Here is an 11,996-nt window from a genome sequence, read left to right on the forward strand (position 1 = left end):
AGAAAAGCTTATTTACTAAAAACACAAATTTCTCACAGCTTTTTTGCCTCATTCCAAAAGACATCCATTTCTGCTAAAGTCATATCAGCCAGATTTTTACCGGATTTTTGTGCTGCTGATTCCAGATACTGGAATCGCTTAATGAATTTCAAATTGGTCCGCTCCAATGCTTCTTCAGGATTGATATCGATAAAACGGGCATAATTGATCAATGAAAAAAGCAGGTCCCCAAATTCAGCTGTGGCTTTCTCTTGGTCTATTTCCCTAGCATCAGAAGCATTAAACTCTTCCTTGAATTCCTGCATTTCTTCTTCTACCTTTTCCCAAACTTGATGCTTCTCTTCCCAGTCAAAGCCCACACCTCGGGCCTTTTCCTGAATCCGCATCGCTTTAATCAAGGCAGGAAGTGATTTCGGAACTCCCCCTAGGACAGATTTATTCCCTTTTTCCTTCAGCTTAATTTTCTCCCAATTTTGACTGACGGTTTCAGCATCATTTGCTTGAGTATCTCCATAGATGTGAGGATGACGGCGGATGAGCTTTTCGCAAAGCGAATTGGTCAAAGTAGCTATATCAAAGTTGCCTTCCTCAGAACCGATTTTGGCATAAAAAACAATGTGAAGAAGTATGTCCCCCAGCTCTTTTTTAACTTCGTCAGGATTTCCTTCGAGGATAGCGTCCGAAAGCTCAAAAGTTTCCTCAATAGTCAAGTGCCTGAGGCTTTCCGTGGTCTGCTTTTGATCCCAAGGACACTGTGCGCGAAGCTCATCCATGATGGTCAATAATCGATCGAAAGCAGCCAACTGCTCGGCACGGGTACTCAAATTAGACATGATTTGGGAAACTATGTGGAAATGATAGTCGTTTTCGAAGTAAAGCTTTAAATTTGTGCAAAATTATCCGTTATGGCAACTGTATTAATCACGCTTGGCTTCTTGGCATTATTCTTCGTTTTGATGTCTGTCAGGCTCATACTCATAAAAAACGGGGAGTTTAAAGGAACTTGTGCTTCTCAAAACCCTTATCTGAACAAGGATGGTGGGACTTGTAGCTACTGTGGGAAGACGGTGGACTCAAACAGTAGTTGTGGAAATCCCGACAACGAAGTCGATAAAGTACTGGCAAAATTCAAATAAATCTCAATCCTGCCTATCGGCAGGATTTTTTCAATTTTTCAACAAATCATTTACTGTACGTGTCACTGATTAAATCAATTTCCGGAATACGGGGAACTATCGGTGGGAAAGCCGGAGAAGGTCTCACCCCGATCGATGTTGTGAAGTTTACCGCCGCTTATGGCGCTTGGGTATTGGAAAAAACCGGAAACTCAAAAATCGTCATCGGAAGAGATGCACGACTTTCTGGGGAAATGGTATCCAAATTGGTTTCTGCTACCCTTCAAGGCCTTGGAATACATGTGATAGACTTGGGTCTAAGTACCACTCCCACTGTAGAACTTGCTGTCCCTGCCGAGAAAGCAGGAGGAGGAATTATTCTTACGGCTAGTCATAACCCTATCCAGTGGAATGCACTCAAACTTCTGAATGCGAAGGGAGAATTTATCTCTGATGCAGAAGGAAAGGATATCTTAGAAAAGGCAGAAACAGAGGACTTTTCCTTTGCAGAGGTGAAAAAATTGGGAGCTTATACACCTATTGATGACTATCTGGATCGCCACATTCAGCATGTATTGGACTTGGAATTGGTAGATGTAGAAGCGATTAAGGCCCGTGGATTCAAAGTGGTAGTCGATGCCGTGAATTCTACCGGAGGGATTGTAGTACCAAAGCTTTTGAAAGCGCTGGGAGTCGAGGTCATTGAGGAAATGTATTGTACCCCTGACGGTCATTTCCCCCACAATCCCGAACCACTTCCTGAAAACCTACGCGACATTTCTCAAAAACTGGAAAAAGGAAATTTTGACTTAGGAATCGTAGTAGATCCGGATGTTGATCGATTAGCACTGATCAATGAAGACGGTTCTCCTTTTGGTGAGGAATACACGCTCGTAGCAGTGGCAGATTATGTACTGTCACACACAAAGGGAAACACGGTATCAAACCTTTCATCTACCCGAGCACTACGGGACGTGACAGAGAAGCGAGGTGGCACTTACACGGCCGCAGCAGTGGGTGAAGTCAATGTAGTCAGTCAGATGAAGGCCGTAGATGCAGTCATCGGGGGTGAAGGAAACGGAGGAATCATCTATCCTACTTCACACTACGGTCGAGATGCCTTGGTGGGGATTGGGCTATTTTTGACCCACTTGGCCAAATTCGGTAAGTCCATTTCGAGACTTCGAGCCACCTATCCGAATTATTATATTTCTAAAAATAAAATCGAACTTACCCCGGAGATCAATGTGGATAAAATCCTCTCAGAGATCCGTGAGAAGTATAAAAAGCAACCTATCAATGATATTGATGGTGTAAAAATTGAGTTTGAAAAGGAATGGGTCCATTTGAGAAAGTCAAATACCGAACCGATTATCCGAATCTATGCGGAATCCGATTCTGAATCCAAAGCCGAACACCTAGCCAAGAAAATCATGCAAGACATCAAAGAAGTCGTCAGTGCTTCCTTGATTTAAATAACCCAAAAAGAAGAAAAGATGAAGGTCTATTTGGACAATGCTGCTACTACAGCCATGGATGATCGAGTCATCGAAGCCATGCTCCCGTTTATGAAAAACCACTATGGAAACCCCTCTTCGGTTCATAGCCACGGAAGAGAAGTCCGTACTGCCATCGAACGGTCACGCAAAAAAGTGGCAGAACTGCTCAATGCAAGCCCTTCAGAGATTTTCTTCACTTCTGGAGGAACTGAGGCAGACAATACCGCCTTGGTTTGCGGAATCGAAACACACGGGATCAAGCATGCTATTACCTCTCCTATCGAGCATCATGCAGTATTGCACACGCTGGAAGTATGTGCTCAAAAAGGAAACATTCAGCTACATCTATTAGATGTGAATGAAAAAGGAGAAATCGACTTAGGCCAATTGGAGGAATTATTGAAAACATATCCAAATGCGCTCGTCTCCTTGATGCAAGCAAATAATGAGATCGGAAACCTAAACGACCTCAATCAAATCGGCCAGTTAGCGCAGGCTCACGGGGCTTTTTTCCACTCGGATACCGTACAGACTATGGGGCATTATGTTCATGATCTGAAGAGTTTACCGATCGATGCTCTTGTCGCTGGTGGGCATAAGTTTCATGGTCCAAAGGGTTCCGGGTTTTTGTATGTGCGAAAAGACAAAAAGATCCACCCATTTATTCATGGCGGAGCTCAGGAGCGAAATATGCGGGGTGGAACGGAAAATGTGATCGGAATCATTGGGATTGCCAAGGCTTTGGAAATAGCATACGAGGATATGAGTGGCCATGAGGCACACATCAAGGCCTTGAAAAAGCATTTCATCGAATCAATCAAAGCAAGCGTTCCAGGTGTCGAATTCAACGGAATGTCTGGGGATATTGATCAGTCGCTCTATACGGTCCTTAATGTGAGTTTACCTCCATCTGAGGCCAATGCGGGGATGTTACTGTTCAATCTGGACTTGGCTGGCATCTCTGCATCCGGTGGTTCGGCTTGCAGTTCGGGCGCCACAGTTGGATCACATGTTTTAAGGGCATTGAATCATAATCCAGAAAGAGATTCCGTTAGGTTTTCCTTTAGTCGATTCAATACTATTGAAGAGATAGATTACACTGTCGAGAAATTGAAAGAGCTTTACGTGGTAGAGGTGTAACCTTAGGCTACTTAAAAGTTCATTGATTGTAATAGCCATTAAAGTAGTTTCTTTTACAATAAAAAAGAGCGGAAATTTCCGCTCTTTTTTATTGGTATGACTTGACTCATTCATTTCTTCGCACCGGGATACCCGATCGCATAAGGGGTCCAGATTTCATAGATAGGGTTTCCGGTTGAACTCAGTCCACTGTGATGCCACTCTCCGTCAATGACCTCATAATCAAACCCCAAACTTGCTCCCACACGTGAATTGTCTCGGGAGAAAAAGGTGATATTCTCGGTATATTTTCCATCTTTTGCCGTGTAAGTACCCCCTCCAGAACCACTAAATTCCTTAGTCTCCGAATTGAAGGCTACCCACTGAAAGCGCCCTCCGGAAAGAATCTTGATCGTCCTTCTGGCTCCTGGAGTAGATCGGCGAATTTCATCATCTCGCTTTCTGCCTGTGATCACCCAATTGCCTGTCAAATCATCCTGCCCATCGGAAACTCGCTCCCAAATTTCTACGAGCATTCGCCCGTTGATTTCTGATGAAATGACGATTTTCCCATCTACCCAATCCAATTGGTACTTATTAACTGTCCCGACCTGAAAGGGGTCTAAGGTGAAAAAATCCAAAGTCTCTGTGTATGTATTTCCGTCCAATTCAAAAGGACCTCCACCTGCACCAACAAAGGCATTATCAGCGATCTTTTTAGCCCCAAAGGCAAAGTAATCATCCTGATAAATCTTGATATATTCTACATCTGTAACTTCCTCACCATTTTGATGAGTCATCTTCCAAGCTCCCTCTATGGATTGCGCCTGAACCCATCCGAAGCAAAATAAAAGAGCAAAAGTGATTAGAGTTTTCATACTTTTCGAGGTTTGGAGTAAGTTACCACTTCTTACCCGCTAAATCTAAAATTTTATTTTGAAGGGTAAAAATCTGATTTTTACACTGCTATGAAGAAATTCCAACTAGGTCAGTCAAAGGAAGGTGCCATCGATCTTTTCCCAGAAAAAGTCATCAAACGAGTGAAGCTTGGCAATAAAGAAATCGGGATCGTCCGGGTAGGGAATCACTTTTTTGCATTTGATAGCCTCTGCCCTCACCGAGGAGCATCGCTTATTCAAGGCAGCATCAATGGCTATGAGGAAATTATCTGCCCACTTCATCAATACCGCTTCAATCTGAAAACAGGCGTGCTCCAATCAGGCTCTTGTTCTGATTTGGAGGTTTATCAGACGAATCTCACCGATGAGGGACTGATCATTCAGCTCAATAGCGGAAATTGAATTTGGCCCCGAAATAGACATTTTGTGACGGTGCTGGCTGATAAAATCTGCCTCCAAAAGGATTCAGGTCATTTCCCAAGGAATAATCCACATCAAACAAATTTTCCAGACCAAAGTAGATTTCCATATCAAGCTTTTTAGAAATCTGCTCGAAAAAGCCCATCCGGAGATTCACCAGATTAAATGGATCTTGGTAAACTGTATTGGCATCATTCAGGGGGATTTCATCGGTGAACTGATGGGTCAAATTCAGGTAAACATTTCCGGCAAAACGAAAATCCAGCGTCTGAACGACTGTATTTGGAGCTACTCCCGTCAATTGGTTTCCGGAAAAATCCTGATCTCGTTTTTGGTAATCCCTAAACTCAAAATAATGTCCGGTGTAAGCTACTCCATAATCCAGACCCCGTAGAAATCCACCCATTCGCTGTACCAACTGATAATCCAAAGCCAACTCGATTCCTTTTTGATCGGTAGAGCCGGCATTTCGAAAGAGTACTACGCCCTGCTCGTTGGTGAAAGTGGTTATAGTCTGATTAAGTCGAAAGTAAAAGGCTGTCAGATCGACATTCAATCGATTCTTACCCAATCGATACCCCAGCTCAAAATTTGTTCCCCGCTCAGCCTCCAGATCCAAATTCAGACTTCCCTCATTGGTACGAACTTCATCAATAGTGGGCGGAGAGAAACCACTACTTACAGATGCTCTCAAAGCCGAAAAATCATTTAAACTGAAATTGACTGCTGCTCGGGGAATTAAAATAGGATCGAATTGTCTTTTCTGAGGGCCTGTAGGACCTCCACTTGCATCAATCAAACGATCGATTTCAAAAGAGGAAAAATTCTGACTCAAACCTAATGTCAGCAACCAGCGCTCAGTAAACTCCCATTCGGCTTGCTGGAATAAAAATGCTTGGGTCGCCCGTAATTTATCAGCGAAGCGAACGGTATCTGCCACTCCACTTCGATTACCGAAATTTTGAGCATCGGTGAGACTGGTTTGATATTCCCCTCCGGCAATTAGTCGAAGCGGCTTACCTGCCAAATTCCAATCGAATGTAAAACGAGTCCTTCCTCCACTTCCAAAGCCCAATTCTTTTTTATAATCCAAAATGAAGGGATTCTCAAAATCATTGGTGTTCACATAGAATGTGGTGTTGTTTTCAATCTTATCCGAGAATCGATAGCGATGACCAAAAGTTGCTAAAAGCGCTCGCTGTGAAATAGAGCTATTCTGATCTACCGATCCGGGACGAGCCTGGGTAGGGTCTTCCGCTAGCTGTTCGGCATTTAAAGCACCGGGAATTTGATAGTCTAAATCTGAAAACAAAATCTGTGTCCGGATCTCCTGTTTTTCGTTTACTGGAAAATAGCCTCCCAACTGAAAAACGCTCCGGTCCATAGCCGAATGCTCGCGATAGCCGTCACTTTCCTGATTGACGATAGCCACTTCGATTCCTCCTTTTCCGATAGGTTGGGTGATCGCAAACCGTCCCTTATTTAATCCAAAAGATCCGGCAACCCACTCCGAGGTCAGTTTACCGCTTTGTAAGTCCGCAGCACTGCTAAGGTTGATGACACCACCATTTCCAGCTCCGTAGATACTTCCGGACGGCCCTTTGATCACCTCAGCTGTACGAATATTGCTGAGGTCCAGCAAATTCAAAGCAGTCGTCCCATCAGGAGCCGTGATCGGCACTTCATTCCAATAGACCTTGACATTTCTGACTCCAAAAGGAGCTCGAAGGGAACTTCCTCGAATGGATACCCTGTAGCTAGCCGGTGCCCGTTCTTCGATTCGCACACCGGGTTTGGTATTAAAGGCATTGACTATGGAAGTTTCATTAAAGCGATACAAATCCGACTCACCTATCAAACTGATAGAGGCAGACTGCTCTAAGAGTGGTCGCTCTGTTTCAAAGGCCTTAACAGTCACACTCGAGAGTGAAATACTATTTGGGAAAAGAAAAAAGGTGCTTTCCTCCGCATTCACTGTAACCTCGAGCGATTCATATCCAGGCTTGAAAAGAATGACTGAGAAAGGAGTCTTTTGATCAAAAGTGGCCAGCCCAAGCCGATCTGTCTGAAACTCTTCGCCTGTTTCTAAGCGAATCAAAACCTCTGATAGCGGATCATAATTAAGCCCATCCCGTACCGTGATTTCTACTTGAGCTTTTAGAGAAAGTGAGCCCAAAAGCAGAGCGAAAAGAATTAAATACCTCATACCCCGAAAATACAAGGAAAGCGGGGTAATAGTTTCCCGTTTTTTCCAAATGGCAGAAAAGCCTTGCTGAACAGGACTTTTCTTTTCCAATTCCATCGAAAATTCTTAGAATGCTACTTCAAATTCGAAATATGAAAAAACTGCTCGCCCCACTCCTTTTAGTTCTTTTTTCACATTGTAATGAAAAAGCCGCTCCACCTGCACCTGTATTCCCCGTTCCCCATGAGCGACAGATTGCCTGGCAGCAACTCGAATTTTATGGCTTTGTGCATTTCAATATGAACACCTTCTCGGATCGGGAATGGGGTTTTGGGGATGAAAAACCCGAACAGTTTAATCCCACAGCGCTCGATGCAAGGCAGTGGGCAAGGATCGCCAAAGAAGCCGGGATGAAAGGACTGATTATCACCGCCAAGCATCACGATGGTTTCGTGCTTTGGCCATCAGCCTACACGGAGCACTCAGTGAAAAACAGTCCTTGGCGGGATGGAAAGGGCGATTTGATCCGTGAATTTGTGGATGCTTGCCGGGAATACGGTCTGAAAGTCGGTATTTATTACTCTCCATGGGATCGGAATCATCCCGACTATGGCAAGCCTGAATACATCACCTACATGCGCAATCAACTGACCGAATTGCTGACGAATTATGGGGAAATATTTGAGGTTTGGTTTGACGGGGCCAATGGAGGTACAGGTTGGTATGGTGGAGCCAATGAGGAACGGAAAGTCGATAAGCTGACCTATTACGACTGGGAAAATACCCATGCCTTGGTAAGGGAATTGCAGCCCAATGCCATGCTTTTCTCCGATGCCGGACCCGATGTGCGTTGGGTGGGTAATGAGCATGGCTTTGCCTACGAGACCACTTGGTCCAATCTGATGCGAGACTCGGTCTATGCAGGCATGCCTGAGTATTCGGAAAAGTGGGCATCCGGACAGGAAAATGGTACACATTGGGTGCCTGCTGAGTCTGATGTGAGCATTCGCCCGGGATGGTATTATCATGCCTATGAGGATCACAAAGTCAAGACCCTCCCCCAACTGATGGAGATTTTTTACAAAAGCATCGGTCGAAATTCTTCTTTGCTGATCAATTTCCCTGTGGACACCCGCGGCTTGATTCATGAGAATGATGAAGAAGCCATCTTAAAAATGGCAGCAAAAATCAAAGAAGATTTTCAAACAAATCTAGCGACTGAAGCGACCATTTCATCTAGTGCAGATCGGGGCTATGGCTACGAGGCAAATAGGGTGATTGATGGGGAATATGAAACCTATTGGACCCTATCAGATGGGGCAGGACCAAAAGCCAATTTGGAATTGGACTTTGGGAAAGAGGCGTCTTTCAATCGCTTGCTTTTACAGGAATACACCCCGCTCGGACAGCGGGTAAAGGCTTTCACGCTGGAAGCTGAGATCAATGGATCTTGGGAAAAAATTGCGTCTGGCAATACCGTCGGCTACAAACGGATTTTGCGGTTTCCGGATGTAAGCACCCAAAAAATCCGAATCAATTTCGAGGATGGAAAAGACATCCCCGTGATTTCAGAGCTGGGAATCTACTATGCCCCGAAATTGCTTCTTCCACCTACTATCCAACGGGAAAAGTCCGGACTAGTCTCCCTGCTTTCACCGGATGAGGGACTGGAGATTCGCTATTCCTTGGATGGATCAGAACCATCGGAGCTTTATACCCATCCTTTGGAAATTCAAGAAGCCTCCACCTTAAAAGTTATGTCCTTTGACCCGAGGACTGGCGAAAACAGTGACATATTTCAAAAAGAGCTGGACATCGCCAAAGCAAAATGGAAGACCGAAGATGAAAAAGCAATCGATGAAAACCCTAGCTCTTATGCCACTTTAAGTTCCTCCAAAATTCAAGTAAACCTGGGAGAAGCGGTTACGCTAACTGGCTTTACCTATCTCCCCATGCAAGCCCGGTATCCAAGTGGACATATCACAGAGTTTGTATTCAGAGTCAGTACAGACGGAAAAAACTGGACGGAAGTCGCTAGTGGTGAGTTTGCCAACGTGGTCAATAGCCCAATTGAGCAGGAAATACGCTTCGATGGGGTTTCAGCTAAGTGGATAGAATTGGAAGCAATCCAAACCGCAGACGGTAATCCGGCTACCTTGGCTGAAATAGGAGTCCTGACCCGATAGATTTTCACTCCAGATTTTTCTACCACTAATGGTATCATTTCCTCCAAAAGCATGGATAAGGTGGGATTTTGAAAGAAAAATCCCTACTTTTTAATCCAGTTGCTTTAAACCCATTATTACCCATGAATAGAAGACACGCCTTGCGGCATATTGCCCTGATTTCCGGGGGACTTGCCCTGATTCCTTCCTGTGATTTTGGAAAGGAAGATATCCTCGCTGCCTACGATAAACTCCAAATCACCCCATCACTCAAAAAGCTTCTTGCAAGTATATCCGACACGATTATTCCCGCCGGAGAGATCAAAGGTGCTTTAGACCTGGAAGTCCATGATTTTATTTTAGTGATGGTCAACGACTGCTTCAATGAAGAAAATCAGAAAAAGTTTTCTCAAGGCTTGCAGTCCTTTCCCAGTTATGTAAAAGAAAGCAGTGGAAAAGCTTTTGATCAGTTGACCACCAAAGAAAAGGAGGCAATGGTGCTAGAAACGGCCCAACTCAAAGGAGATGATTCCGAGGAAGGTCGCACCAAAGAATCCATCGCCTATTTTGTCAATACTGCGAAGCGATTTACGATTCAGGGCTATATGGCTTCCGAATATATCCAAACTGAAGTGGTGCCTTACTCCCTCATTCCAGGTGAGTACAACGGGGCAGTCTTGATTTCTGACCTTCAAAAACCTCGAGTCAATGGCTAATCTAAATATCAAAAGTAAGCAAGATCGAACCTATCAGGCCATCGTTATCGGTTCGGGAATCAGTGGAGCTTGGGCTGCCAAAGAGTTTTGCGACTTGGGAGTCAAAACCCTGATGCTGGAGCGAGGTAGAAATGTCGAACACATCAAGGACTACCCGACGACTAACATGCTTCCTTACGAATTTCCGCATCGTGGTCAGATTCCTGAAGATATCAAAAAAGAAAACCCCGTCATCAGCCGATGCTATGCCTTTCGGGAAGATGCCATGCACTTTTTCGTGAAAGACACCGAGCACCCCTACGTGCAGGAAAAGCCCTTCGATTGGATTCGGGGCTATCAAGTCGGAGGGAAATCTTTGCTTTGGGCCAGACAGGTGCAGCGTTGGTCTGACTTTGACTTTGAAGGTCCTGCCCGGGATGGATTTGCGGTGGATTGGCCGATTCGCTACAAGGATATTGCGCCTTGGTATAGTCATGTAGAAAAATTCGCTGGAGTATCGGGAAATCGCGATGGTATTCCACACTTGCCAGATGGAGAATTTTTGCCGGGATACGAACTCAATGTAGTCGAAAAGCACTTCGCGGAGCAGTTGAAAAAGCACTATGGCAATGACCGACACATGATTTCTGCTCGTTGTGCACACATCAACGGAAATTTGGATTTCTACGCACAGCAAGGAAGAGCCAAATGTCAAAACCGAAACCTCTGTCAGCGGGGCTGTCCTTTTGGAGGCTATTTCAGTTCCAATTCCTCTACCATCCCTTGGGCTCTGAAAACTGGAAACTTGACCCTACGCCCTGACTCCGTCGTTCACTCCATCATATATGATGAAGAAAAAGGAAAGGCCACCGGTGTCCGAATCATCGATCGCCTGACCAAAGAAATGGAAGAGTTCTACGCCGATGTGATCTTTGTCAATGCAGCCGCTTTGAATACGAATGCAATTTTATTGAATTCCACCTCGAATCGGTTCCCCAACGGGCTAGGCAACGACAATGGCCTACTCGGAAAATATGTGGCTTTCCACAATTATCGGGCTCGTGTATCCGGAGAATATGAGGGACATTCGGAATACACCACAAGTGGTGGAAGACCGACAAGCGGCTATTTTCCCAGATTCCGAAATGTGTACAAGCAGGAAACAGACTTTCTCCGAGGCTACGCAGCAGGATTCTCTGCCGGCCGAGGTGCAGGCGCAGATACCAGCGGCGTAGGAATGGATCTCAAAAACAGCCTACTCAATCCCGATCAATATGGCCCTTGGCGTGTAGGCTCACATATGATGGGCGAAACCATACCAAAGGAAAGCAACTATGTCGCACTCGATCCGAACTTGAAAGATGAATGGGGCATGCCACAGCTCAAAATATCGGTAGATTATGATGACAATGATGAGAAAATGGTCAAAGATTACATAGAGCAGATGACGGAGATGTTTACCAAGGCAGGCTTCACCAATATCCGCTCCAGTGACAGCAAGCAGGCACCCGGATTGGATATTCATGAGATGGGTGGAGTACGGATGGGCAAAGACCCCAAAACTTCCCTACTCAATGCCCATCATCAGCTGCATGCCGTACCGAATGTCTATGTGACCGATGGTGCATCTATGACTTCTACAGCTACTCAAAACCCATCCCTGACTTATATGGCCTTTGCAGCAAGAGCAGCGCATCATGCGGTGGCGGAGAGTAAGAAATGACACCAGAATGCTGAATTATCACGTCATTGGGATCCCGACAAGGTCGGGAGAAGCAATCTCCAAAAGTGTAAAAATAGCCCAAGTCGAAAGATTTGGGTTTTTTTGGTTAAACGGTTTGATTATTAGATTTTAAGTTTTAGATTGACGTATCATTTAATCGATCAACTAAGCTAAAT

At 44.9% G+C, this 11,996-nt stretch carries 10 protein-coding genes; 7 read left to right on the forward strand and 3 right to left on the reverse strand.

What is annotated here, in order from left to right:
* Window positions 1-32 precede the first annotated feature (32 nt).
* Complete coding sequence (gene mazG, locus OU792_RS09750) at window positions 33-833, reverse strand: nucleoside triphosphate pyrophosphohydrolase (RefSeq protein ID WP_274670056.1); 801 nt, start codon at window positions 831-833, stop codon at window positions 33-35.
* 72 nt (window positions 834-905) lie between these two features.
* Here mazG and OU792_RS09755 point away from each other — a divergent pair, with 72 nt between their 5' ends.
* Genes OU792_RS09755 through OU792_RS09765 form a run of 3 tightly spaced genes read left to right on the forward strand, consistent with a single transcriptional unit; the run spans window position 906 to window position 3,754 of the window.
* Entirely contained in the window at window positions 906-1,136 is a 231-nt protein-coding gene (locus OU792_RS09755) for a hypothetical protein (protein WP_026946365.1), read from the forward strand.
* Window positions 1,137-1,195: 59 nt separating this feature from the next.
* Window positions 1,196-2,590 (forward strand): phosphoglucosamine mutase, encoded by a 1,395-nt coding sequence (gene glmM, locus OU792_RS09760; protein ID WP_026946364.1) that lies wholly within the window; start codon window positions 1,196-1,198, stop codon window positions 2,588-2,590.
* 21 nt (window positions 2,591-2,611) lie between these two features.
* A complete protein-coding gene (locus tag OU792_RS09765) occupies window positions 2,612-3,754 on the forward strand; it encodes a cysteine desulfurase family protein (RefSeq protein WP_274670057.1) in 1,143 nt (380 codons plus the stop codon).
* Between the two features lie 110 nt (window positions 3,755-3,864).
* Here OU792_RS09765 and OU792_RS09770 read toward each other — a convergent pair whose 3' ends face one another.
* A complete protein-coding gene (locus OU792_RS09770; protein WP_134200389.1) occupies window positions 3,865-4,611 on the reverse strand; it encodes a hypothetical protein in 747 nt (248 codons plus the stop codon).
* 90 nt (window positions 4,612-4,701) lie between these two features.
* Here OU792_RS09770 and OU792_RS09775 point away from each other — a divergent pair, with 90 nt between their 5' ends.
* Window positions 4,702-5,034, forward strand: coding sequence for a Rieske (2Fe-2S) protein (locus OU792_RS09775; protein WP_274670058.1), 333 nt, complete (start codon window positions 4,702-4,704; stop codon window positions 5,032-5,034).
* Here OU792_RS09775 and OU792_RS09780 read toward each other — a convergent pair.
* Complete coding sequence (locus tag OU792_RS09780) at window positions 5,018-7,348, reverse strand: TonB-dependent receptor family protein (RefSeq protein WP_342453731.1); 2,331 nt, start codon at window positions 7,346-7,348, stop codon at window positions 5,018-5,020. The genes OU792_RS09775 and OU792_RS09780 overlap by 17 nt on opposite strands.
* A gap of 41 nt (window positions 7,349-7,389) precedes the next feature.
* On the opposite strand from OU792_RS09780, the gene OU792_RS09785 reads away from it, so the two are divergent.
* The 3 genes from OU792_RS09785 to OU792_RS09795 all read left to right on the forward strand — a co-directional run bounded on the left by OU792_RS09785 (window position 7,390) and on the right by OU792_RS09795 (window position 11,820).
* Entirely contained in the window at window positions 7,390-9,423 is a 2,034-nt protein-coding gene (locus tag OU792_RS09785) for an alpha-L-fucosidase (protein ID WP_222584434.1), read from the forward strand.
* Between the two features lie 122 nt (window positions 9,424-9,545).
* Entirely contained in the window at window positions 9,546-10,118 is a 573-nt protein-coding gene (locus OU792_RS09790) for a gluconate 2-dehydrogenase subunit 3 family protein (RefSeq protein WP_222584433.1), read from the forward strand.
* On the forward strand, window positions 10,111-11,820 hold the full coding sequence (locus tag OU792_RS09795; RefSeq protein ID WP_134200381.1) for a GMC oxidoreductase: 1,710 nt from the start codon (window positions 10,111-10,113) through the stop codon (window positions 11,818-11,820). The genes OU792_RS09790 and OU792_RS09795 overlap by 8 nt, the downstream gene beginning before the upstream one ends.
* Window positions 11,821-11,996 lie beyond the last annotated feature (176 nt).

The sequence above is a fragment of the Algoriphagus sp. NF genome, assembly GCF_028823735.1.
In the GTDB taxonomy this organism is placed as follows: domain Bacteria; phylum Bacteroidota; class Bacteroidia; order Cytophagales; family Cyclobacteriaceae; genus Algoriphagus; species Algoriphagus marincola.

Bases quoted from the DNA above. Each gene is read 5' to 3' on its own strand.
- OU792_RS09795 (WP_134200381.1), top strand. From the start codon at position 10,111: ATGGCTAATCTAAATATCAAAAGTAAGCAAGATCGAACCTATCAGGCC.
- OU792_RS09775 (WP_274670058.1), top strand. From the start codon at position 4,702: ATGAAGAAATTCCAACTAGGTCAGTCAAAGGAAGGTGCCATCGATCTT.
- OU792_RS09770 (WP_134200389.1), bottom strand. From the start codon at position 4,611: ATGAAAACTCTAATCACTTTTGCTCTTTTATTTTGCTTCGGATGGGTT.
- OU792_RS09765 (WP_274670057.1), top strand. From the start codon at position 2,612: ATGAAGGTCTATTTGGACAATGCTGCTACTACAGCCATGGATGATCGA.
- mazG (WP_274670056.1), bottom strand. From the start codon at position 833: ATGTCTAATTTGAGTACCCGTGCCGAGCAGTTGGCTGCTTTCGATCGA.
- OU792_RS09790 (WP_222584433.1), top strand. From the start codon at position 9,546: ATGAATAGAAGACACGCCTTGCGGCATATTGCCCTGATTTCCGGGGGA.
- OU792_RS09755 (WP_026946365.1), top strand. From the start codon at position 906: ATGGCAACTGTATTAATCACGCTTGGCTTCTTGGCATTATTCTTCGTT.
- OU792_RS09785 (WP_222584434.1), top strand. From the start codon at position 7,390: ATGAAAAAACTGCTCGCCCCACTCCTTTTAGTTCTTTTTTCACATTGT.